The 22920-nt window shown below is 61.1% G+C and carries 24 protein-coding genes and 1 tRNA gene; 9 read left to right on the forward strand and 16 right to left on the reverse strand.

Annotation, left to right across the window (positions count from 1 at the left end):
- Nucleotides 1-89: 89 nt before the first annotated feature.
- From feoB to GRI69_RS13175, 4 genes are read right to left on the reverse strand one after another with little or no spacing between them, the layout of a single operon-like run.
- The gene (gene feoB, locus GRI69_RS13160) at nucleotides 90-1937 is read right to left on the reverse strand and encodes a ferrous iron transporter B (protein ID WP_160728738.1); all 1848 of its coding nucleotides are present in this window, start codon (nucleotides 1935-1937) and stop codon (nucleotides 90-92) included.
- Nucleotides 1934-2173, reverse strand: coding sequence for a FeoA family protein (locus GRI69_RS13165; RefSeq protein WP_160728739.1), 240 nt, complete (start codon nucleotides 2171-2173; stop codon nucleotides 1934-1936). Before GRI69_RS13165 ends, feoB begins: the two co-directional genes overlap by 4 nt.
- Before the next feature lie 53 nt (nucleotides 2174-2226).
- Nucleotides 2227-2898 carry a COQ9 family protein gene (locus tag GRI69_RS13170; protein WP_160728740.1) on the reverse strand — a complete coding sequence of 224 codons (672 nt, stop codon included), beginning with the start codon at nucleotides 2896-2898 and terminating at the stop codon, nucleotides 2227-2229.
- Nucleotides 2898-3482 (reverse strand): ankyrin repeat domain-containing protein, encoded by a 585-nt coding sequence (locus tag GRI69_RS13175; protein ID WP_237453113.1) that lies wholly within the window; start codon nucleotides 3480-3482, stop codon nucleotides 2898-2900. Before GRI69_RS13175 ends, GRI69_RS13170 begins: the two co-directional genes overlap by 1 nt.
- Nucleotides 3483-3596: 114 nt before the next feature.
- On the opposite strand from GRI69_RS13175, the gene GRI69_RS13180 reads away from it, so the two are divergent.
- From GRI69_RS13180 to GRI69_RS13205, 6 genes are read left to right on the forward strand one after another with little or no spacing between them, the layout of a single operon-like run.
- Complete coding sequence (locus GRI69_RS13180) at nucleotides 3597-4190, forward strand: SCO family protein (protein ID WP_237453114.1); 594 nt, start codon at nucleotides 3597-3599, stop codon at nucleotides 4188-4190.
- Nucleotides 4178-4648 (forward strand): YcgN family cysteine cluster protein, encoded by a 471-nt coding sequence (locus GRI69_RS13185; RefSeq protein ID WP_160728742.1) that lies wholly within the window; start codon nucleotides 4178-4180, stop codon nucleotides 4646-4648. Before GRI69_RS13180 ends, GRI69_RS13185 begins: the two co-directional genes overlap by 13 nt.
- On the forward strand, nucleotides 4645-5367 hold the full coding sequence (locus tag GRI69_RS13190) for a M48 family metallopeptidase (protein ID WP_160728743.1): 723 nt from the start codon (nucleotides 4645-4647) through the stop codon (nucleotides 5365-5367). Before GRI69_RS13185 ends, GRI69_RS13190 begins: the two co-directional genes overlap by 4 nt.
- Nucleotides 5368-5399: 32 nt before the next feature.
- Nucleotides 5400-5870 carry a hypothetical protein gene (locus GRI69_RS13195; RefSeq protein ID WP_160728744.1) on the forward strand — a complete coding sequence of 157 codons (471 nt, stop codon included), beginning with the start codon at nucleotides 5400-5402 and terminating at the stop codon, nucleotides 5868-5870.
- A 1-nt stretch (nucleotide 5871) separates the two neighbouring features.
- Entirely contained in the window at nucleotides 5872-6834 is a 963-nt protein-coding gene (gene ribD, locus GRI69_RS13200) for a bifunctional diaminohydroxyphosphoribosylaminopyrimidine deaminase/5-amino-6-(5-phosphoribosylamino)uracil reductase RibD (RefSeq protein ID WP_160728745.1), read from the forward strand.
- A gap of 7 nt (nucleotides 6835-6841) precedes the next feature.
- A complete protein-coding gene (locus GRI69_RS13205) occupies nucleotides 6842-7459 on the forward strand; it encodes a riboflavin synthase (RefSeq protein ID WP_160728746.1) in 618 nt (205 codons plus the stop codon).
- A 33-nt stretch (nucleotides 7460-7492) separates the two neighbouring features.
- Here the strand turns inward: GRI69_RS13205 and GRI69_RS13210 are convergent, their stop codons facing one another.
- Entirely contained in the window at nucleotides 7493-8248 is a 756-nt protein-coding gene (locus tag GRI69_RS13210; protein WP_160728747.1) for a hypothetical protein, read from the reverse strand.
- Nucleotides 8249-8356: 108 nt separating this feature from the next.
- Between GRI69_RS13210 and GRI69_RS13215 the strand changes: the two genes are divergently transcribed.
- Entirely contained in the window at nucleotides 8357-8941 is a 585-nt protein-coding gene (locus GRI69_RS13215) for a helix-turn-helix domain-containing protein (protein WP_160728748.1), read from the forward strand.
- Between the two features lie 19 nt (nucleotides 8942-8960).
- On the opposite strand, the gene GRI69_RS13220 is transcribed toward GRI69_RS13215, so the two are convergent.
- The 3 genes from GRI69_RS13220 to GRI69_RS13230 all read right to left on the reverse strand — a co-directional run bounded on the left by GRI69_RS13220 (nucleotide 8961) and on the right by GRI69_RS13230 (nucleotide 11591).
- On the reverse strand, nucleotides 8961-9515 hold the full coding sequence (locus GRI69_RS13220) for a GNAT family N-acetyltransferase (protein ID WP_160728749.1): 555 nt from the start codon (nucleotides 9513-9515) through the stop codon (nucleotides 8961-8963).
- Between the two features lie 6 nt (nucleotides 9516-9521).
- Nucleotides 9522-10703, reverse strand: a complete 1182-nt coding sequence (locus GRI69_RS13225; protein WP_160728750.1) for an amino acid aminotransferase — start codon at nucleotides 10701-10703, stop codon at nucleotides 9522-9524.
- A gap of 87 nt (nucleotides 10704-10790) precedes the next feature.
- Nucleotides 10791-11591: a DUF1134 domain-containing protein gene (locus GRI69_RS13230; RefSeq protein ID WP_160728751.1), complete on the reverse strand. Its 801-nt coding sequence runs from the start codon at nucleotides 11589-11591 to the stop codon at nucleotides 10791-10793.
- Nucleotides 11592-11818: 227 nt separating this feature from the next.
- Here GRI69_RS13230 and GRI69_RS13235 point away from each other — a divergent pair.
- Nucleotides 11819-11910, forward strand: a tRNA-Ser gene (locus tag GRI69_RS13235).
- A gap of 390 nt (nucleotides 11911-12300) precedes the next feature.
- On the opposite strand, the gene GRI69_RS13240 is transcribed toward GRI69_RS13235, so the two are convergent.
- Complete coding sequence (locus GRI69_RS13240; protein WP_160728752.1) at nucleotides 12301-12978, reverse strand: phytanoyl-CoA dioxygenase family protein; 678 nt, start codon at nucleotides 12976-12978, stop codon at nucleotides 12301-12303.
- A gap of 504 nt (nucleotides 12979-13482) precedes the next feature.
- On the opposite strand from GRI69_RS13240, the gene GRI69_RS13250 reads away from it, so the two are divergent.
- Complete coding sequence (locus GRI69_RS13250) at nucleotides 13483-13857, forward strand: hypothetical protein (protein WP_160728754.1); 375 nt, start codon at nucleotides 13483-13485, stop codon at nucleotides 13855-13857.
- Nucleotides 13858-14470: 613 nt separating this feature from the next.
- Here GRI69_RS13250 and GRI69_RS13255 read toward each other — a convergent pair.
- The 7 genes from GRI69_RS13255 to GRI69_RS13285 form a co-directional block, all read right to left on the reverse strand.
- Complete coding sequence (locus GRI69_RS13255) at nucleotides 14471-14830, reverse strand: hypothetical protein (RefSeq protein WP_160728755.1); 360 nt, start codon at nucleotides 14828-14830, stop codon at nucleotides 14471-14473.
- A 269-nt stretch (nucleotides 14831-15099) separates the two neighbouring features.
- Entirely contained in the window at nucleotides 15100-15618 is a 519-nt protein-coding gene (locus GRI69_RS13260) for a hypothetical protein (RefSeq protein WP_160728756.1), read from the reverse strand.
- A gap of 354 nt (nucleotides 15619-15972) precedes the next feature.
- Nucleotides 15973-16182, reverse strand: coding sequence for a PC4/YdbC family ssDNA-binding protein (locus tag GRI69_RS13265; protein WP_160728757.1), 210 nt, complete (start codon nucleotides 16180-16182; stop codon nucleotides 15973-15975).
- A gap of 578 nt (nucleotides 16183-16760) precedes the next feature.
- Nucleotides 16761-16970, reverse strand: a complete 210-nt coding sequence (locus GRI69_RS13270; protein WP_160728758.1) for a helix-turn-helix domain-containing protein — start codon at nucleotides 16968-16970, stop codon at nucleotides 16761-16763.
- A 183-nt stretch (nucleotides 16971-17153) separates the two neighbouring features.
- The gene (locus GRI69_RS13275; protein WP_160728759.1) at nucleotides 17154-18488 is read right to left on the reverse strand and encodes a tyrosine-type recombinase/integrase; all 1335 of its coding nucleotides are present in this window, start codon (nucleotides 18486-18488) and stop codon (nucleotides 17154-17156) included.
- A 199-nt stretch (nucleotides 18489-18687) separates the two neighbouring features.
- Nucleotides 18688-20574, reverse strand: a complete 1887-nt coding sequence (gene acs / locus GRI69_RS13280) for an acetate--CoA ligase (RefSeq protein WP_160728760.1) — start codon at nucleotides 20572-20574, stop codon at nucleotides 18688-18690.
- A 71-nt stretch (nucleotides 20575-20645) separates the two neighbouring features.
- The gene (locus tag GRI69_RS13285; protein ID WP_237453115.1) at nucleotides 20646-22694 is read right to left on the reverse strand and encodes a TonB-dependent receptor plug domain-containing protein; all 2049 of its coding nucleotides are present in this window, start codon (nucleotides 22692-22694) and stop codon (nucleotides 20646-20648) included.
- Nucleotides 22695-22920 lie beyond the last annotated feature (226 nt).

A 22920-nucleotide genomic window follows, 5' to 3' on the forward strand; every position in this document is an offset into this window, starting at 1 on the left:
AATCGTTCCTTCGTGATTACTTGCGCATGGCCTAACCGAGCCTGCGGTCCGGTTCTAGGCTGCAGAAAGGCGTTTCCACCAGAGCGGAGCTAAAGCCCGAGGCTGACCGCAACCCAATAGGTGGCTCCGGCTGCAATCCATGCCAGCGCAAAGAGGTAGATGACCATCACCGTCGGCCATTTCCATCCATTGGTTTCCCGCCGGGCCACCGCGATGGTCGACAGGCACTGCGGCGCAAAGACAAACCACGCAAGGAAAGCGAGCGCGGTGGGAAGGCTCCACAGGGCCGCGATCTTTTCGGTAACACCCTGGGCGGCGACTTCCTCGTCCTCGGCATCGACTGCATAGGTCGTCGCCAGAGCGGAGACGGCTACTTCGCGTGCGGCGATTGCGGGAACCAGCGCAAGGCTCATCTCGCGATTGAAACCCACCGGTTCGAGGATGGGATGCAACGTGTCGGCGACAGCACCTGCATAGCTTGCATCGAGCTGGCTTTCGCCCGGCTCGGCCTGCGGGAAGCTCAGCAGAACCCACAGGGCGATGGTCGCCATGAAGATAATCGTGCCCGCGCGCCGCAGGAAGACCCAGGCACGCTGCCACAGACCGATCGCGAGGTCCCGGATGAGCGGGATCTGGTAGCGCGGCAATTCCATGATGAAGCCCGATGCCGCGCCCTTGGTCACCGTGCTGCGGAGCACCAGCGCGACCACCATCGCTCCGACAATGCCGGCGACATAGAGCGCGAACAGAACCAGTCCCTGCAACCCGACCCCGGGCCCGACCGTGGTCTGCGGAATGACTGCGGCGATGATGACCGCATAGACCGGCAGGCGCGCCGAACAGGTCATCAGCGGGGCGATCAGGATCGTGGTCAGCCGGTCCTTCGGATCGCTGATGCTGCGTGTCGCCATGATGCCGGGGATGGCGCAGGCGAAGCTCGAAAGCAGCGGAATGAAGCTCTTTCCGGAAAGGCCGACGCCCGCCATCAAGCGGTCCATCAGGAAGGCGGCACGCGCCATGTATCCGCTTGCCTCCATCACGAGGATGAAGGCGAAGAGGATCACGATCTGCGGCAGGAAGACGACAACCGAGCCGACGCCTGCCAGCACACCCTCTGTAAGGAAGTCGCGTGCCAGGCCCGGCCCCATGGCCGAAATGACACCTTCGGACATGGCGCCCACGCCGCCTTCGAGTGCATCGGCAAAGGGCGTGGCCCAGGCGAAGACCGCCTGGAAAATCACGAACAGCAATCCGAACAGCACGACCGGCCCGATCCAGGGATTGAGCAGGATCTTGTCGACGCCGTTTTCGATCGTGTGGCGGGTAGATTTCGAAAGTGTGGCCCCGCGCGTCATGTGCTTCGCCGAAAGCCGCCGCTCGGGCAGCGTCAGATGCCAGCGGGTGTGCGCATCCTCGTGCGCGTGAGTCTCCGCTTCGGCTATCGCGGCACGCAATTCCTCGATTCCCCGGCGGCGCACCGCGACGGTCGGGATCACCGGAACACCGAGCGCCTCCGAAAGCGCAGCCGGATCGAGCGTCAATCCGTCGCGTTCGGCGAGATCAACCATGTTGAGCGCGACCACGGTCGGACGCCCGAGTTCGAGCACTTCCTGCGCGAAGACCAGATGCTGTTCGAGATTCGCGGCATCGATCACGATCACCAGCACATCGGGAACCGCCTCGCCTTCGAACGTGCCCTTCACCACGTCGCGGGTTACCGCTTCGTCCGGACTGGCAGCATCGAAGCTGTAGGACCCCGGCAGGTCGAGCAGTTCGACCGGCTCGCCGCTGGGCAGCGCCAGGCGTCCTGCCTTACGTTCGACCGTAACCCCGGCATAATTGGCGATCTTCTGCCGCGCGCCGGTAAGCGCGTTGAACAGCGCGGACTTGCCCGAATTGGGATTGCCGACGAGGGCGGCGGTCAATTTGCGCGTCATACCGCCTCGACCGAGATGGCGTGCGCGTGCACGCGGCGAATGGCGACAGTCATGTTGCCGAGCCGCATGGCAATCGGATCGCGGCCTCCAAATACACCGCGGTGAAGGATGGCGACTTCCGCACCTTCATCTATGCCCAGCGCCTGGAGCCGCTTTGCCTCATCCTCGGCAAGGCTGGTCCAGTCCACGCCCGTGATGCGCGCGTTACGTCCGCTTTCGAAACCGTCCAAAGTCATGAGCCGCCCCTGTCAGATCGGTCAATCTATTGCAACCGATTATCAATAGCGGCTCAGCGCGCCGGATAGCGAAGCCTGCCCAGGAAACGGGTGACGCTGAAGGTCTCGCGATCAGGATTGAGCCACTTCGCTTTCACCTTCTCGAACTTCATCACACCGTCGATTCGCCGATCGAGAAAGGCGCGGGTTTCCGCCTTGCCCTCGCTCGCATCGTCTACGAACACGGCCACCGTCGCACCGTAGATAGAGGCCAGTATCGCCCGCTTGGTATAGTGATTGTAATCGGTCGCGGTATCGCCGGCGAGTCGCCACATCAGATCCGCGGACCGCCAGCCCCGCTTGGCCGACTGCGCAACGTTCTGAGGCAGGGCCATGATGGCAAGTGCGCGGCGCAGGGCCTCTTCCTGACCAGCCACCGCATCAAGCCTGAACTGAACCAGCGCGCGAATTCGTTCGCGGATTTTCATCGGTGCAATCACGTCCTCCGGAAAGGCTGCGGCCATGGAGATATCGACGGCTTCGATCCAGGCGAAGACCATCTCGATCGGGCCGCCCTTGAAGGCCAGGCGGGCCACATCGACATCGGCCCCCATCTGCTGGGCCGCCATGCTCACCGCCTCCTCGCTCCAGCCGTCGAATATTGCGGCGTCGGCGACAGCGGGGGCGAGCGCGAGGCGAAGTTCGTCGAGCGTGAGATCGGCTATTTCGGTTGCGGCTTCGACCATCAATTGGGCCCGTAGGTTTCGGCTTCGCCCTGATCCGCGCCTTCGGCCTTTTCGATGGCCTCGAGAACGCCCGAACGCCCTCCCATCAGCGCGGCATAGTCCCGCGCCGAGCGGCCGGAATTATCCGTACGGTCAGGACTTGCGCCATTTTCGATGAGTATCTCGATCATCTTCAGATCGCGGCGATGGACGGCGCTGATGAGCGGCGTTTCGCCGGTGGTGGCGGATACGTCGACGTCCGCCCCGCCTTCGATAAGCCGCTCGACCCCTTCGATAAAGCCGAGCTGAGCGGCAATCTGGATGGGATAGACGCCGTTCTTGTCGGCGATATCGGGATTGGCGCCGCGCTGGAGCAGGAACTTGACCCAGGTGAGGTCGCGGCGCTGGACCACTGCATGCAGCGCAGTCTCGCCGGTCGTGACTTCGCGCGCATTGACAATGGTCGAGCCCGGTTCGTCGAGTAGCTGCGTCGCTACTGTTCCATCACGATCGCGCACAGCCTTAATGAACTTGTATCCGTCGGTCTCGAATTGTGCGGCCAGCGGACTTGCCAGCATGGCCAGCGCCGAGCCTGCAATGATCAAACCCCGTTTTACCCCTATCGTGCGCACAGCCGCATTCTCCGTTGGATTATTCGCAAATTCATTGGGTGCGTCCCCTTGAACACTCGCCGTTAGCAGACCATGAACCACCCTGTCATGTCCCGCTTTGCACATCTCGCCATCGCCGCGCTCATGCTGTCCGCATGTTCGCAGGAACCGCAGTCGGAATCGACCGGTGCGCCTCCGCTCGAAGGCGCGGCCATTGGCGGCGATTTCACGCTGACGGGCGAGACCGGCGAACCGGTCAGCTTTTCCGATTTCGACGGGCAGTACCGCACCGTTTATTTCGGTTATGCCTATTGCCCCGATGTCTGTCCGACGGACAACCAGCGGGCCATGGCGGGCCTCAAGCGGTTCGAGGAGCAGAACCCGGAACTCGGCGCGAATGTCCAGCCGCTCTTCGTAAGCGTCGATCCGGAGCGTGATACGCCCGAAGTCCTCACCGAATTCACTGATGCCTTCCATCCGCGCCTGATCGGCATGACCGGGACGAAGGAACAGCTCGACGACGCAGCCAATGCCTTTGCCGTCTACTACAGCCGGGGCGAGGAAACGGAAGCCGGCGGCTATCTCATGGACCATTCCAACGTCACCTACCTCTTCGGGCCTGAGGGAGAGCCGCTGGCCATGCTGCCGACCCAGGAAGGCCCCGAAGCGGTGGCCGCGGAACTGGCGAAATGGGTGCATTGAGGGAACGCTTCTGGGAGCGCCCCCTGGCCGACCTTTCGCGCGAGGAATGGGAAGCCCTGTGCGATGGCTGCGGGCGCTGCTGCCTGCACAAGGTCGAATATGAAGACACGGGCGAGATCGAGGAGACCAACGTCGCCTGCAGCCTGCTCGACTGCCAGACCGCGCGCTGCAAGGACTATAGGAACCGCAAGAGCTTCGTCCCCGATTGCCTGCGCCTGACGCTGAAGCTGGTCGACCGCGTGCCGTGGCTGCCCGATACCTGCGCCTATCGCAGGCGGGCGGAAGACCGGCCGCTGCCGCGCTGGCATTACCTGATCTCGGGCGACCGCGAAGCCGTGGTCCGCGCAGGCGTATCTGTCGCCGGGCGCGTGATCAGCGAGAACGATGCGGGCCCGCTCGAACATCATATCGTCGAATGGGGCGATGGCGAGGATTGCGCCGAGGAAGGCGCCGCATGATCGAATGGCTGCGCGACTGGAAGGCGGAGCCGCAGATCGAGATCGCCGGGCACGTCCTGCCGATCGAACTGCGCCGCCATGCGACTGCCCGGCGCCTCACGCTCCGCCTCGCCCCGGACGGCAGCACGGTCAAGATCACCCTGCCGCGCTGGTGCACCGCGAAGGAAGCGATCGCCTTTGCCCATGCGCGGACCGAATGGCTCGCGAGCCAGCTCGCCAAGGTTCCCCAGCCTCGCGATCCGGTTTCCGAGCGCGCCCTGGATTATCGCGGAGATCAGATCGCCATCGAGTGGAGTGCCGACGCGCCGCGCAAACCGTCGCTCGACGGGAGCCGGCTGATCCTCGGCGGCCCAGAGGAAACGCTGGGCAAGCGCCTTTCCCGCTGGCTCGAACAGCAGGCGCTGTCGCTCTTCGAGGAAGACGCTGCCTTTTATTGCGCGCGCGCCGACCTTCCTCCCGCCCCCGTCCGCCTGACCCGGGCACACCGCCGCTGGGGGAGTTGTTCGAGAGAGGGCGTCCTCCGCCTCAACTGGCGACTGGTACAGGCTCCCGACCATATCCGCCGCTCGGTCGTCGCGCACGAAGTCGCCCACCTCGTCCATTTCGATCATTCGCCCGCGTTCCACGCGCTCCTGGACCTGATCTACGAAGGTGAGATCGATGTCGCCAACCGCTGGCTTTCGCAGCGCGGCCGCGCACTCTACGCCAGCTTCAGCTAGCGGAAAGCCGCCAAGGCTACTATCTCCCCCCTATGCGCTTTCGATCGAGATTCAATGCAGCCGGCGGGATTGCCGATTTCTGGAACGAGTGGAAAAAGCCGACGCCCTATCGCTGGCCGATCCTCGCCCTCTCCTTCGCAGTTTCCGGCACGATGTTCTACTGGCTGACGAAGGAAGAGTATTACTATCCTCCCGAGGTGCCGCAGGTCACCTACATTACCACCTTCGCCGAAGGCCGCACTGAAGAGGAAATCCGCCGGTCGAACATCGAGAACCAGCGGATCCAGGACGAACTTCAGGCGGAGCGCGAGCGTATCGAACAGCGCCGCCGCGATCTCTACAAGAGCCTTGGCGCGGCGACCGGCCTCGATGTCGAGGCGATGGAAGCCGAGGCGGAAGCCGAACGCGCTGCGGAAGAACGGGCCGAGCGCGAACGGCTGGAAAGCCTCTTCGGCGACGGACAAGAACAGACGGACGGCACGGTTGAACCCGCAGGCGAGTGACATGCGCTGGCTCGAGGCCGCGGCCCGGCTCGCGTCGCGCGCGCGCGCGCAGTCCTGCCCCAATCCCGCCGTCGGCTGCATCCTGCTGAAGGACGCCCGCCCCATCGGGCGCGGCTGGACGCAGGAAGGCGGCAGGCCCCATGCGGAAGCCATGGCGCTGAAGCTGGTAGGCGAAGGGGCGTCGGGCGCGACTGCCTATGTCACACTCGAACCCTGCGCCCACCGCTCGGATCGCGGCTCTGCCTGTGCCGACCTGCTGGTCGAAGCCGGCGTCGCGCGCGTGGTCATCGGGGCGCAGGATCCCGATCCGCGGACGGCCGGGGAAGGCATCGCCCGGCTCCGGGCCGCCGGGATCGAGGCGAGCCTTCTTCCCTCGCCCCAGGTCGAGAACAGCCTCGCAGGCTATTTCACCCGGGCGCGGCATGGCCGGCCTTTCGTAACGCTCAAGCTCGCCATGTCGCTAGACGGCTGCATCGCGCTTGCCGACGGTTCCAGCCAGTGGATCACCGGCGAGGAAGCCCGCGCACATGTCCATTCGCGCCGCGCCATGAACGATGCGATCCTCGTCGGCGGGGCAACGTGGCGGCAGGACCGGCCCCGACTCGACGTGCGCCTGGACGGCCTGCAGGATCGCAGCCCCCGGCGCGTCCTGCTGACCCGCGGCATCCCGCCCGACGGGGTGAAGGTCATCAACGATCCCGCACAGATCGCCGCGCTGGGCGACGTACAATATCTCTATGTCGAAGGCGGCGCGGGTGCAGCGGCCAGCTTCCTGTCCGCAGACCTCGTCGACCGGCTGGAAATCTACCGTGCGCCGATCCTGCTCGGCAAGGGAATGCCTGCGCTGGGCGACATCGGGCTGCAAAGCCTCGCCGCGGCGCACGGCCGCTGGCAGAACGTTGAGAGCCGCCAGCTTGGCAGCGACAGCTTCACCGCCTATCGCCGCACCAGACAGGAGGCTTAGCGCAGATATGTTCACCGGCATCGTCACCGCCATCGGCACCATCGAAAGCGTCGAGCAGCGCGGCGATACGCGCATCCTCGTGGCCTGCCCTTTCGATCCGGGCGCGATCGAGGTCGGCGCCTCCATCTCCTGCTCCGGCGTGTGCCTCACCGTGGTCACGCTGGGCGGCGAAAAGGGCGCTGCGCGGATCGGCTTCGACGTCTCGGGCGAAACAGTCTCGCGCACCGTGCGCGGCATGTGGGAAGAAGGCCGCAGGCTCAATCTCGAACCTGCGCTGCGCCTCGGCGACGAACTCGGCGGCCACTTGGTCACCGGCCATGTTGATACCGTCGGTGAAGTGGTCGCGAAAAACGAAAAGGGCGGCTCCTGGCAGCTCGCCATCCGCATCAGCCGCGCCTTCGCTCCTTTCGTGGCCGAAAAAGGCTCCATCACCGTCGATGGCGTCTCGCTCACCGTCAACGACCTGCGCGACCGTAGCGACGGCACCTGCGACTTCTCGCTGAACATCATCCCCCACACCGCAGAAGTGACGACGCTCGGCGATCTGGCGACAGGCGACCGTGTCAATCTCGAGATCGACGTGCTGGCAAGGTATCTGAAGCGGATGCAGAGTTTGGCGGGGTAACGTCGTTACGCGGACCTATTCCTTTTGGGCATCCTATTCGGGCTGACTCGCCGGTTCGGGCAAACTAAACTGAACTTCGTAGCGCCGCACATGCGAGACCGGTTCGCCAGCGACCACTAGCGGCTCGAGTTGCTCACCCGCGAGGAAACTGCAGGCAGTCTTCGCGTAAGCTGCATACTTCGATGTTTCGAACTTCGCATCTGGTTGGCACTGAGCTACCGTGCCGTCATGATTCACTTGCACAATCAGATTCTGGTGTAACGCCCTTCCCTCCACGCCGGGCAATGCCTCGACCGTGAGCGCGGCGTCGGCGCTCAGGATGTTTTGCGCCTCTCCGACCAATGCCTCGAATTCCCCGAAATCTGGGGGCCGCGTCCCGGGACGGAAACGAATCCCAGTTACGGTGTGAGTATAACCCGGCGCCTGCAGACGGTAGATATCCCGCCCGTCTTCTGTCTGGATGATCGAATATCTAATTAGCACTCTTAGCACGCCATATGATGCATTGCCCTCCGCATTCCGCCCCGCCGTCATTTCAGCATCGGACTGAAGTTTGCAGATATCCTCCGCCAATTCCTCATCGCCGAACGTGGCGCGACTTATGCAATCGACCAGGTCACCTTCCGGATCGACAATCAGCTCCAGGAGAGCAGCGGCAGACTGGTTCTTCCTTAAAGCAGACGAAGGATAATCAATCTGGTTCGGCACTATCTGAGGCAGCGCAAGCATAGCGGTCATTAGCTCTATCATCATCTCCGGAAGCCTAGTTGCTTGCTTCTCAAGGCGCAACTTGCATGCGAAAGAGGGGCTGGTTCGCGCCGTAAGGTTCAGCCTCCGCTCCCCCCCTGTAGCCGACAACAGTTTCCTACACGCGCCGCCTCTGCTCCAAGCTGGGCAATGAACCGGACAAGCGACACCCCCTTCCCGCGCGGCACCTCGCCGCATTCCCTCCTTCACATCACCCCGGGCCGCACGCGCGGCGATGGGTGGACACCCGTGACGCAGGCCGAATTCATCGGCGAGCTGGCGGAGACGCGCTCGGTGACGGAGGCTGCACGGCGGATGGGCATGACGCGCGAGACAGCCTATCGCCTGCGCCGCCGCAAATGGTCGGCCAGCTTCTGCGCGGCATGGGATACGGCGATGGGGCGGCCGGTCATGCCATTCCGGCCCAAGTTCGAAGGCGCAGGGCTGATGGTGGCGCGACTGGAGAAGCTTGGTCTGCGCGGGCGGGCGCTGGGCATGACACCGCCGGGACCGATCTCTGCCGACGAAGCAGCACCCATCTCAAGGGTCACGAATGCCGAACTGGCATGGCGCTGCGAAACGGGAATCTGGAGCGTTATTCTGAGGCGCGGAAAGTATGCCGTTGTGATCCGAAAAGCCGACGATTTCGCGCTTCTCCGGCTGGTCGCCCGCACCGACCGCCTTGCACGCCGCTGCGACGCGGAGGCAAGCGCCAGTGGAAAGTCACGGGTTTGAAAACAGTCTGGGCGTCAACCTATTCCGCTGGTCCTAACGGCCCTTGCGCAAAGCCCTCGCGGCCGATCTCGTAGATCAGGTGGACCACGCGTTTGTTCTGATAGCGCTCCAGTTCGTACCGCTCCGTGCGCACCGCCCCGATGGCCTCCAGCGCATTGCGTGAGCGGTAGTTGGTGTCGCCGACGCGGAATTCGACCGTGGCGACCTCCTCGAAGGCGTGGGCGAGCATGGAGCGCTTCATTTCGGCATTGATGCCTTTCCCCCAGAATTGCGGGGCGAGGAAGGTCCAGCCGATCTCCACCACGCCCCGTTCTTGCGGGTCGTAACCATCATAGCGGGTGTGGCCAATGATCCGCTCGTCGCTCTTGCGCAGCACCGCCAGCGCGCCGCCGGACTTCAGCCCTTCGTCGAAGAACGCATCGAACACCTCGCGCCGCCAGCGGTCGTGGATCGGGTGCTGTTCCCAGACAGCGGGATCGGAGGCGATTGCATAGAGCGCCTCGCGGTCATCCTCTGCCAGCGGGCGCAAGACCAGACGCTTGGTCTCCAGCCTGGGTTGCCGGTCGAACGTCACCCCGGGTCAGCCCTTGGCGACTTCGCCCAGTGCGGCAATGAACTTCTCGGTATTGCCCGCGTGGAGGCCCGCCACGTTGATGCGCCCGGAACCGGCCATGTAGATGCCGTGATCCTCGCGCAGCTTGGCGATCTGCGCCTTGCCGAGCGGCAGCATGGCGAAGAGGCCGTTCTGACCGGCCAGAGCGGCAAGGTTGAGGCCGGGCACCTCGCTATCCGCGGCGGCCAGCCGGTCCCGCACTCGCCGCATCCGCGCACGCATCTCGTCCAGCTCTTCGAGCCAGGTGGCGGTCATGCCCGCGTCTTCGAGCAGCAGGCGCACCGCCGCTCCGCCGTGATCGGGCGGCATCGACCAGTTGGCCCGGGCCAGCGCATTGGCATTGGAGGCGATGGCAGAGAGCTGTCCCTCTTCGCGGGCCAACATGTAGAAGGCGCCCACACGGTCGCGGTAGAGGCCGAAGTTCTTGTCGCAGCTATAGGCCACCAGCGACTCGGGGACATGAGCCAGCACGGTACGGACGCCCGCGACGTCCTCATCCATGCCCTGTCCCAGCCCCTGGTAAGCGATGTCGAGGATCGGAAGTACGTCACTATCGGCAAAGGCCTCGGCGATGGTGGTCCACTGCTCTGCCGTGTAATCGATGCCGGTCGGATTGTGGCAGCAGCCGTGCAGCAGCACCGCATCGGCATAGCCAGCCCCGCGGATAGCGCCGAGCACTGCGTCGAGATTGGCCGTCCCGTCGGCATTGGCGTGATCGAAGGGCACGATCTCCACGCCCACGTCTTCGAGGATTTGCGCATGGTTGGGCCAGCTGGGCATGCCAAGATGGATGCGCTTCACGCCCGCCCTCGCGGCGAGCGATACGGCGAGCCGGACCGCTCCCGTGCCGCCGGGGGTCTGCATTCCCTCGATCCGGTTCGTGAGGGGGGAACCCTTGCCGAAGATATAGGGCATCAGTGCCTCGACGAACCCACTGTCGCCTTCCGGCCCGAGGTAGCTCTTGGAATCCTGGACCTCGAGCAGTTTCCTCTCGGCCTGCTTGATCGCGCGGAAAACCGGGGTCGCCCCTTCATTAGTGCGATAGACCCCCACGCCAAGGTCGATCTTGTCCTCGCGCGGGTCCGCCGCATGCATCTTGATCAGGGCGAGAAGGGCGTCGGGAGCCTGTGCGTCGAGTTTGTCCAGCATGCCGCGGTCTTTGCGCAGATATGCTTGAGGCCGCAACCTCAATCGCGGTTGCGGCCCCTCAAACCCGGCTTGTTTTCCCCTGTGCGATCAGAAGGGGAGCCACTTATGCTCCTTGGTAAACTTCATGTAGCCGGCATTCACGCCCAGCCGCAGGCCTGCGCCGACGCGGATCGGGATCAGCACCACGTCGCCCTTGCGCACGTAGCTGGCATTGAGCCCGCCGACCGCATAGGCCGTGCCTTCCGCCGCCGGGAAGCGTTCATAGAGTTCTTCAGTATCGTAAAGGTTGTAGACCAGCACGAAGGTACTGCCCGCATTGGCGCCTGCATCGAAGCCGATCGAAGGGCCGGTCCAGTATACCGGCATCTCGCCTTCGATCTTGTGGAACAGCGTGCCGGAACCGTAACGCGCGCCCACGATGAAGGCACCGCCAGCTTCGCGGCCCACGATATAGCCATTGGGTTCGCCCTGATCGGCGAGCAGCTTGCTGATCATGTCGGCCACACCCTTTGCGCCCTTGCCGAATACGCCCTCTGCCGCACCGATCAGGTCGTCCTCGCGATACGTCGTGGCAGGATCGTCGACCTGTGCGGCCTCTACGGCACTGCTTGCTGCAGTCTCTGCCTGCTGCTCGTTCCACTGCGGCTGCTCGGTGGGAGCGGCAGGCGCTTGCCAATCGTAACCAGGCTCGCTGGTTTGGGGCGCGGCTTCGGGATCTTGCGCGTCGAGCGGAGGCAGTTCGCCCTGCGAACCGGTTTCAAGGTCCCCATCGATCGGCGCATCCCATGCGGCATCGGGGTCGACGCTCTCCACCTGCGCAGCGAGCGGTGTCGCGGCGAAGGAGAAGGCAGCCAAGAGGCTGGCGGCGAATTTGGTGGCGGTGTTCATTTCGATCCCTTTTCCCGGCTTCGCGGCTGGCGAGCAAAGCGCTGCACCGCAAACAGAATCCTATTCGAGCAGCCTCGCAATGAAAGGGCGATGAACCGAATCCGAAATGCGCCGAAACGAGTCCACCCCGCGCCCATCGGAAGGAATTGAAGACGCGCCGATTTCTTCCTTGATGGGCGGGGGAGTGCTGGCTATAGCGCGCCCCTCGCAGCCGATGCGCGTCTTGCGGAGACGTGGGTGAGTGGCTGAAACCAGCTCCCTGCTAAGGAGCCATACCTGGTAACGGGTATCGAGGGTTCGAATCCCTCCGTCTCCGCCACTACTTCCCTAAATGCCTAGGGTTGCGGCCCTGTCTTCCGCCCGATGCCACAAAGGGTGCGCTAATGGGCCAGCCGTAGCGGTTACTCCAAGCTCGATTTGAATTGATTGTTTTTCAAACATTGTCGGTGCTCGATCGGTGTATGATCACCGGAAGGGCTGCTAGTTTTTGCTACTCTAGCACCGGCAAACGGTCTGCGCTCAGTTCTCTATCCGCCTCTATTTTAGAAATCTTGCGCGGGCGAGAAACTGTAGTAGCGTCGCTATGCCGGATCAGATGCGGCCGCATGTCATGTTGGGCTCAGCAGTTCGGCCACCCCCCAAAGAAATGTCCGCTTAGTGGCGTCTATCAGAGAGGCGCGAACGACCGGCTTGGGGTGGAAAACGGACATCAGATTCCCAGCCATTTTAGTCCGTGGGGAAGATCCTCAGCAGCAAAATCCACCTGTAGCACTCGCCGACTCTTGGGCTCAAATGCTGCCTCGGAAGCATGAAGAATGGGTGTGGCGTAAAGCCAGATGTCTCCTGCCTCTGCTGTGCAAACCGCGATGCCAAAACGTTCGACAACTTGTTCGACTTCTTCGACTGGGATCCGGCCCTGCGTATGAGAGCCAGGAGAAACCAGTAGCGGGGCATTGGTCATTGGCACGGGATCAAGGTGAGCGCGCAGAGTCACCATTCGTGTAAGCAGGTCGAATGGTGGAGCAACATGCAGTAAACCGCTCTTGATCGTCCACGGACCGAAACCGTCGGCCTCAAACTTTTCCTTCACGCAGATCGTTCGGTCTTGATGCCATGCCAAAGACCAATTGGTTCCCGGGGTCTTGTCGAAAAGAATGGCTCGAACAGGCTTCGCTTGTTTTCCCAAGACTGATGCCGCGATCGCACCAATGCAGCCATCTGCTTCCATGAACGGCTTGAGTGCCTCAATTCCATGGATGCGCACGCCAGCACTGTCCGTCGGCAGATCAAGAATGGCTACTTCCAACTCAATCAATCGCCGCCCCAAAGCACCTTTGAAAAGCTGCGCACCATCGGAGAAGAATTTGAGCGAGCCAGCATCATCCATAACCAAGCATTAGCCTTTGGCGAACGCCTCACACAATGGCAGCAACCGCGTCAAAGTCCGCAATTGGCACTTACTGCGTGCGATCAATGCGTCGCGAACGGGGTGGCAAGCGGTCGCTAATAATTTTTCTCAACGAACCTGAAAATAGCGAAACAGAAAAAGCGCACGACAAAACCAAATGCCACCATTGAGGGCGCGATCCACAGTACGTTCGGGTCGGATTCCCAGTTTAAACCAAAAACCCAATCTACCAAGGCATGGGCCCAAAACCCCCCCATCACTACGACGAAAAGGGTTAGGAACACGTTCACCGCATTGCGCTGTTGAGTGACAAAGTCCTTTGTCGATTCGGTTTCGTACCTTCTCATGGCTACAGATTGCCAAAATACCGGACTTCCTGCAAAGGCGTCGGCAGCGGAAGGTCCGATTTTAGGATGCGCCGCGTGGGGCAGTTAGGTCACGAATGGGGTGGTAGGCGGACATCGTCTAATGTAGAGCTCAGCAATGCTGAAATGGATCAAGACTTTCGCAGCAAGACGCACGTACCGATATGTGTCGACCTTTCTTACCCTTGCCTTGCTAGCCCTGCCGATCACATTCGCGCTTATGGATGCGCCCAAATGGCTAGGATTCGTACTTGCTCTACCTTTCGCGATTTTTCTGATTATCGTCAGCCACTTCCGAATGATTGATGCGGCAATGTCGCCTGGCTGGGTGGTCTTGATGATTCTCGTGATGAACTTTGGTCCATCGGTCGAGTTGCCCGGCATTACACTCTATCTGAGCCACCTAGTTCATCTTGTTCCCGTAGCCATTGGCTGGATTGCTCCGGCTAGGTCTGAGACCAGTGCAGATAATCTGGCCGAGCCGACAACCTAAAAGTCTTCTATGGCGTCGTTGACAGACAGGCGGCTTTTGGTGAGCATCGCGTTGTGTCGGAACGACTAGAACTGGGTGGAAAGCGGTCGCTAAGAAATTTGGTAGCCTCTGCAGACGATTGTAATCTCCGCGCACCCATAAATTCGGCAAAAGTCAACGGGACCGATGTCTGCTGAGTATTCAGTTCCTCCAATAGAACGAAGCAGGTCCCTACCCTCGCTTACCGATCTAAACTTGTAGTCGATGATCGAAAAACATGCCTCCTCTTCGTCATCCTTAATCATCTTGAAGTGATAGACCTTGCTGAACGTCAGTGACTTCCTCAGCTCACCGTGATTTGGCCAGACTAGATTCAGTTTCAGGTCTCGCGCGAAATTTAGGAAGGTAATATCTTCGATGTGCGCGAGTTGCAGGATTGGGTCCGTGATGAATGTGTAGGCCATCCTCTCAAACTAAATTGAGGCGGTGGGATTGCAACGTCCGCAATGGCGTCGTTAGCGGAATGTCCGGTTTCAGCACAGAACCCTTCGAAAGTAGCCGGTCCGGTTTTGGCGAGACTTTCGGCAGCCGTGAATGACCGATTTTAAGGTGGAAAGCGGACATGCAGTATCCGCTAGTCCAAGACGGCAATATCTTCTCTCGCTTCGAGGTTCGAGAGTATCATTTTGAAGTCCAGTTCTGATGGCTTAACGACCATCAGATATTTAGAAGATTGCTTTAGAGCCAGGCCTACGAAGTCCAACGCACAGCCTGCAAATTCAAGGTTCTCACCCCACTCGATGGTCTCGAAGTCGTCCCGGACTTGTCTCGAAATCGGAGCCAGATCGCGACACATAAAATTGTCCGGTCCAGCTCTCTTGTCCAAGCAATTGATCTTCGCCGGATAAAGCGACGAAACCTTCTGGATTACTTTCAAGGCGTCAGCTCGCGAGATTTGCAGAACCGGTAACTCATCGTTGATAAACTTGCTCATTATCGCCTCCGAGGGACGCAATAGGTAAATAGCTCTTTGTCAGCAATCGGGTCGTTAGCGGTAGGGCAGCTTTTCCCCTTTCCTGAATTACAAAGCAGACATAGCTTCCACAGATGCCCCAAGCCTCGCGCGCCCGCGCGTATTGGTCCCGAAACCCTATGCTCCAGTGCGGGTGTCACGCCTTCTAAAGGTACGCGCTCGCGCGTTAAGGCGTCCAAAAACTCTCGACGTTTCGGGCGCACGTGAAGCGGGCGACGCGAGCCTTGGTGCTAAACCGCAATGTTGCGGCTTGTCCCGCACCGCTTGCCAATTACCTCTCCGCCATGCTCTTGCGCTATGCCAAGTGAAGCCGCAGCTTCCGGCCTCGCGCCCTTCAGGACGTAGGCCAGGACCTTGGAAAGGTTCTGCGCATAGAGCGCCCCGTCCGGCTGGCCCGCTCCCGCTATCTTCCTGCTAAAGATCGCACCCGCGCGATATGTGCGGATTGTGCACCGCTGCACCCAGCGCCGCGAAAGTGCGCCGCTCATTCTTTTGGCGTCCGGTATGTGCGCCAGAATGTGCACATGGGAGCCTTTTCCGCCTCCGTTCTCTCGCGTCCAGAGGTAGGCGGTTTGACCTCGCAGCCATTCGCGCAAGTATTTCAGGAATGCCGTTGTGGCTGCCATTGCTTCCCGATCGGACAGGCCAGCCGCTTCCCAGTGCACACAGATATGGCGGTTTAGCGGGCGTCCGACCGCGATTGCTTTGTCAGCAGCGTTTGCCAGTTTCTTTACTTGTGTGAGGGTCAATCCATCGCTTGTGCGGCTGGCGCTATTTCGTGCTCCGCCATGCTGAAACGGGGGCGCTGGAGAGGGAGGGGACGCATACCCTAGAGGTATATGTAAAATAGCAAGGCCCGTGCCAGTTGGGGAGTTAGCTCCGCAACCGCCCGTTATTTTGCCGTTTTTTACGGGTTTTAAAAACTTGGCGCACCGTTTCGCCCCGTTGTCGTCACCCTCCCGTAAATTTCCCCTATTTACGCGGCTTGCCGCGCGTCTAGCGCTTGGCATCAATGACGGCCTGTCTTGTTTTTCAAGTGAACGGTGACGAACGGTATGGCGAGGGCGTGTGTTTCACCGCCCCCGCTGTTTTTGGCTGTATGATCAGCCGTCGCCGCGCTCCAACGATTGCAGTGCTTCGATCAATTCGGGCAATCTATCGAAGGGGAGCACGAAACCGCCTTTTCCCGGCCTCAGCTTGCCACCATCGCCGGGATCATACCAAGGCCAGAGGTTGAGACGCTGCTGTCCGTTCCATTCGGCCAGTTGGAACTTCCAAACTTGGCCGCGATAGGAGTGCTCGAAGATGATCATGGATTGCGACCCTCCATGACAGCTACACAGCCGCTTGCAGACGTTTGAGAGCGTTTTAGCGCCTTCGCCCCGCTCTGCTCCAGCCTCGCGCCACATGACAACCTCTCGGCGTCATGTGAGCCACTAGAGTGTGCTGTCCGCAGTTCAGACAACGCATCCTCAAATGGGAGCTTGCACCAGCCTCTCGGCAAATCGCCCGGTTCCCGGCTGGCAATCCATGCTGGCGCGGATCGTGACAATGGCCGCACAGGCCATAGATCACACGACAGAGCCGGACAGCACGAGACATGCTCACGCCAGTTCGCTCCCGCGTCACAGGCCCCGCAGTCACGGCAATGGGCGTCGATAGCGCGCCTTAATGAGCGGCCAGTCATTCGCCACCCCCTTGCGATCGCAATACCAAGCCCTCGCCAAAACGAAGACGGCTGAGGGAAGGAATCGTTTGCCCTGCTTTAATGGTGAGGGTATGCGGAATTGTCAGCTTAGGAGCTTCGACAATTCCGGCCCTGTCTTCGACTGCAATCGAGACAGGGCCTTTTACATGCCCGGCCCTTGGCCCGTATGTCCGGCCCACCATGTCACGCTGCCTCGCCGATGTTAGGGGCTTCTACTAGGCGGTGAATGCTGGCCACCTTGACCAGCCGCCGCGAGCCAATGGAAATTGTTTCGAGCAAGCCTTCAGAGATTAAATCGTAAGCTTTAGTCTTGCCGATACCCAAGCAACGGGCGGCATCGGTTACACTGCACAGCACAGGCTTTACATCGGTCACTTCACGCAAATAAGACATTAGTCTTCCTTTCCGTGTCCCGCCCGAGATTGTCCGGGCGCTCTGGAACACGTCGTGAACAATAATGCCGCTTCCGTCGGATCGGAAGGTAGTTGGTATTTTGTGCTGGGGATTACCCTATGGAGGGTTTTTCAATCTCGTGAGGCGGGCTGCATTTTTGTCAAACCCAGAAAACGCAATGTTTCAAAGCTCACCCCTGCGAATAGGCGTCACGTTGTTTGTGGTGTCACCAGCCGCGCCCTTTCCGTCGCAATAGTCCGCCCATGCATCCATGAGCTTGCGGCGCTTGGGCATTAGCGCACCGCGCCGGTATGCCGCCTCCGCCTTATTTCCGATGGTATGGGCCAGCGCCATCTCGCAAACCTCATGGGAAAAGCCCGTACTCTCCGCCGCCCAATCCCGAAAGCTGGAGCGGAAGCCGTGCACCGTGATGCCTTTAGTCATCCTGCGAAGCTGCATAAGCATTGCCATGTTGGATAGGCTCCCGCCGTGGCCAGCGGGGAATAGCGGGCGGTCTGCAATCTCGCCTTTCGCAGCGGCAAGCGGCTGGACCTTGCGCAGCAAGTCGACAGCGCGGGGTGATAGCGGGACGGTGTGCTCTGCCTCTGCTTTCATGCGGCTGGCAGGAATAGTCCAGATTGCTGCCTCCAGATCGACCTCCCGCCAAGTTGCGCCGATCGTCTCTCCAGTTCGTGAAGCGGTCAGGATAGTAAACTCCAGCGCCATTGCGGCGATGCCATCGCGCTCTGCCAGCTTGGCCATGAACGCAGGAACGCCACCATAAGGCATTGCGGCATGGTGGCCTGATCGGCCCAGCCGCTCATTGCGCCGCCTCTTGGCCTTAGTGGGCTTGGGGAGCACGTTGTCCAAGTGGCCCCTCCAGCGCGCCGGGTTTTCGCCCTCGCGCAAGCCCTCAACCTTTGCAGCGTCCAGTATTCGCTCCACCCGCCCGCGCACCCGATTGGCGGTTTCCGGCTTTTCACTCCAGATCGGCTTAAGCGCCGCCATAAGGTGCTCTGTGGCCACTTCTCCAACTGGCAGATCGCCAAAGTGCGGATAGGCGTAAGCCTCCAAAGTGGAGCGCCATTGCTTGCGGTGCTTGTCGTTTTTCCAACCATCCTCATTCAAGGATAGGTAGCTCTCCGCCGCGTCTCGAAAGGTTGTGCCAAATATGCGAGCCGATTGCTCCGCCGCTTTAGCTTCGCGCTGGCGCTTGCGTCGATCGGAGACCGGCACAATGCCAGCCGCCGCATCTTTTGCCTTTTCCCGTGCTGCCTCGCGCGCATCGGCTAGTGACAGCGCGCCAGCACCGGCAGCGCTACCTAATCCAACATAGCGCACCTTACCCGCAACGGTCCCGCGATAAACCCAGCTCCGTGCGCCTCCCGGCTTGACCTGGAGGTAAAGGCCACCGCCGTCCGCATAGCGTTTGACGTATTCCTTTCCGCTCTCACCGATCCCCGGCTTGGCGTTCCTAACGGTCACAGCGGTGAGCGCATTGTGTAGCTGGCGCGGCATTCGATTGGCTCCGTTGCCCTAATAGATGCGCTAACCGTAAGCCGGTTTTAGGACATCTGCAACGGTTATCAGCGGTCTCATGCGAACGACGCTGATCGATACAAACCCCTAAAGCCTTAGATTATTGCGACTTTGGCGGGACGGTGCGAGAGTTGGCGGTCAATTGTTAGGCGGACTCCGTCTCCGCCACTTCCCTCATTCAGCCGGCGACGGCTCCTGCGATCAGCGCTTCGACCACCGCCGGCTCGGCCAGCGTCGAGGTGTCGCCGACCTTGTCGGATTCGCCTTCCGCTATCTTGCGCAGGATGCGGCGCATGATCTTGCCGCTGCGGGTCTTGGGCAGGGCGGATGCAAACTGGATGGCGTCAGGCGATGCGATCGGACCGATCTCGGTGCGCACGAACTGGCGAAGCTCCTGCCGCAAATCCTCACTCTCGGGCTCACCTGCATTTAGGGTGACGAAAGCGTAGATACCTTGTCCCTTCACATCGTGCGGCATCCCGACGACTGCCGCCTCAGCCACTTTGGGATGGGCGACCAGAGCGCTTTCCACTTCCGCGGTTCCCATGCGGTGGCCGGACACGTTGATCACATCGTCGACGCGGCCGGTTATCCAGTAATAGTCATCTTCGTCGCGGCGGCAGCCGTCGCCGGTGAAGTAACGCCCCGGGTAAGTCGTGAAGTAGGTCTGGAAAAATCTATTGGGGTCGCCCCATACGCCCCGCATCTGGCCTGGCCAACTCTGGGTGAGGACGAGATTGCCCTCGGTGGAACCTTCGAGCAGCGCGCCCTCATTGTCGACCAGCGCCGGGAAGACACCGGGCAGCGGTTTGGTGGCGCTGCCGGGCTTGGTTTTCGTTACCCCCGGGACCGGCGCAATCAGCGCCCCGCCGGTTTCGGTCTGCCACCAGGTATCGACAATCTCGCAGCGCCCTTCCCCGACGACATCATGATACCAGTTCCACGCCTCCGGATTGATCGGTTCGCCAACCGTACCGAGCAACCGCAACTGCGAACGGTCATGCCGCTGCACCCAGTCTTTGCCCTCACGCATCAGTGCCCGAATGGCAGTCGGCGCAGTGTAAAAGATCGTGACGCCGAGCCTGTTCGAGGTTTCCCAGAAACGTCCAAAATCGGGATAGCTCGGCACACCGTCGAACATCACCGTCGTCGCGCCGTTGGCGAGTGGGCCGTAGACGACGTAGCTGTGTCCCGTCACCCAGCCCACATCGGCGGTGCACCAGAAGACATCGTCTTCCTTAGCGCCGAACAGCATGTCGAAAGTCGCGGCAACCCATAGCAGGTAGCCGCCCGTGGTGTGCATCACGCCCTTGGGTTTGCCGGTAGAACCACTGGTATAAAGGATAAATAGCGGATCTTCGGCGTTCATGCGTTCCGGCAGACATTCGGCTGGGACCGAGGCACGCAAATCGTGCCACCAGCGATCGCGGCCCTCGACAAAGTTCACTTCGCCGCCCGTGCGCCGAACCATGATGACGGCTTCGCACGGGGCCTTCGCAAGCGCCTTATCCGCATTGGCTTTCAGCGGAATGCGCTTCCCCCCGCGCACGCCCTCATCGGCGGTAACGAGCAGCTTGGCGCCGCAATCCTGGATACGGTCGGCAAGGCTGTCTGGCGAAAAGCCGCCGAAGACCACCGAATGGATCGCACCTATCCGCGCGCAGGCCATCATGGCAAAAGCGGCTTCGGGGATCATCGGCATGTAGATCGCGACACGGTCGCCCTTCCCGACCCCGCATTGCTTCAGCGCATTGGCGAAGCGGCAGGTTTCCTCGTACACTTGGCGATAGGAAAGGCTGTAGCCTTCGCCCGGTTCGTCCCCCTCGAAGACGATCGCAGTCCGGTCGCCGCTCGTATCCAGATGTCGATCGAGGCAGTTGACCGAAACGTTGAGCTCGCCATCTTCGAACCAGCGGATGCCGAAATCGGCTTGATCGAAGGAACTTCTGTCCGCCTTGGTCGGGAAACTGTCCCAGTCGAGGCGCCTCGCTTCCTGCAGCCAATAGCCTTCGGGATCGCGCTGCACTGCTTCGTGCCGGGCCGCCAGTTCCTGTTTCGCATCCATTTCGATTATCTCTCCTCGCTTGCGCCGGGATCATATCGGCCTTGTGCGCGGGTGCAATCGTCCAGCCTCGATTACCGCCCCAGCTTGACGCCGAACCAGATGGTCCGGGGCGTACCCAGATCGATCGATCCGCCCTGATTGCGAGTCACGATTTCTTCGTCGGTCAGGTTCTCGCCGCGCATGACGAATGAGAGATCGCGGCTCAGCGGCAGCTGGACATAGGCGTCTAGCGTAGTGACTGCCGGCAAGAGATCGCTTTCGAGATCGTCTTCGAATTGCTTGCCTATATGACGGACAGTCGCGGCGACTCGGCCCGTATCGCCAATTCGGTAGCTCAATGTAGCGCCGCCGACCCAAGCAGGAGTCTGCGAGGGACGATTCCCGTCGAAGGAAGCTCCCGCCTGTTTCGCCTCGGCATCGGTATAGGCGATCGACCCATCGAATCTTATTAGTCCAAAGTCGAGACCCGCGTTCGCCTCGACCCCGCGGGCGTGGATACCATCGATATTCTGGCGCTCACGCGTCACCGCATCGAGCGTCACATTTGCGATCGCTTCTTTCACCCGGTTGTCGAAAGCGATCACCGAGAATGAAACCGCATCGCTCGGCGAAAAATCAAAGCCTGCCTCAATGCCTTCCAACCGCTCATTCGCAAGCGCGGCATTGGCATTGGTGGTGACAGGAAAGACCACGAACGGACGGTAGAGCTCGTTGAGCGTGGGGAGGCGAAGCCCGGTGTAGGCCGCTGTACGCAGCTTCAAGCCGCCGCCTGCATCGAACAGCGCTCCGCCGCGGAAAGAGTCTGCCCACCCGGCCCGGTTGGGATAGGTTTCGTCGAGAAGAACGACACCCGCAGCATTGCGCGCGGTATAGAAGCCGTCACGGATCGTATAGCGGTCGATCCGTGCCCCCGCGGTGAGGGTTAGTTGCCCCAAAACCAGATCGTCTTCGATGAAAATGCCGAGGTCGGAATTTGTACCGCCTGCATTGCGGCGTTCGTTTACCGCACCGGTAAAGGCACTGATCGCGGTCTCGTAGAGCTCGCCTTCGCTGCGCCGATAGTCGATTCCAAGGCGCAGCACATTGTTCGCGCCCGTGGGCGGGCGGATCTCGAACTTGCCTCCAAGGCCGGTCGATGGCGTGTTGCGCTGGTCGAGCACGGCAACGAACTGGGACGAACTTACGACGATATTCGTGAAATTGCGGGCCTGCACGTAAGCGAGCGCATCGAACTGCCATTCGCCGCGACCGACAAGACGAAGGCTTGCATCCTGGCCGCTGCTGGAACTGTCGGCGCCTTCGAACCGCAAGGTCCGCCTGTCGTCGTAGACCAAACCGCGTGCCTGCAGCTCGATCGTATCAGACACCGGCGCGACACCGCGCGCCTGCACCGACCAGCTATCGTACTCCGCCCTTGCGGAGGCATCGACGCGTTGAGCCTCCGGAGTGGTGAAAAACCCATTGCCTCGGTCCCACCGGCCCGAAACGACGCCAAACCCTTCCCCCAGGCTGCCGGCAAGATGTGCCGCAGTTTCAGTTTCGCCGCGATCATTGAGGTAGAGATGGCCGCCGTAGCTGCCCAGCATTTCCAGATCTGCACTGTTGAGTTCAATCGTCCCAGCCAGCGCTCCTGCTCCAAACGGCCCCGATCCACCGCCCCGCGTGACCACGACATTCGAGAGGCGCTCCGGCGCAATGGCGCTGAACGGGATGAAACCGAAAAAGGGATCGGCCATCGGGACACCGTCGAGGAGGACCAGCGCACGGCTGGTTGCGTTACCGCCCAGTGAACGCAGCGTCGCCCCTTGCGCGCTCGGGTTGGACGATCGGCTGTCGGAGCGGCGGAATTGCTGGAATCCGGCAACCGAGGAAAGGGCATCTTCTATGCGCCCTGAACCAGTGGAGACCAGTTGTTCGCGGTCCAGTTCCAGTGTGTCGTAGGCAGGCGATGCCGGAGAGGGTGGCAAGCCGGTTCCGGTCACCAAGATGACTCGTTCCTCAACAGGAGGATCGGCTTCCGCCGGTTCTTCCTCTTGGGCTGCGGCATCGACGGCGCATATGGCCGTCATCCAGGCAGCTGAAACAATAGGCGCTACAGGTTTGATCTGGAGGAGTTGCATCAATCCTCGCTCCTGAAACGATGAGGTGAGGTGGGTCAACCGAATAAGCTGTGAGCGCCTCATGAACAGTCTGCGTTTCAAAACCCGGATGTCCTTCAAACGCGCCAAAACATCATTGACCAATCACTTCTCGGCAGTGAAGCCGAACGCTTCGGAACTGATAAATCTCAAACATGGTCTTGCTAATTCCCAATCGGGAAGCGCTAATGGCAGACTGGCCGGAACT

The organism is Qipengyuania vulgaris (assembly GCF_009827325.1).
GTDB classification, from domain to species: Bacteria; Pseudomonadota; Alphaproteobacteria; order Sphingomonadales; family Sphingomonadaceae; genus Qipengyuania; species Qipengyuania vulgaris.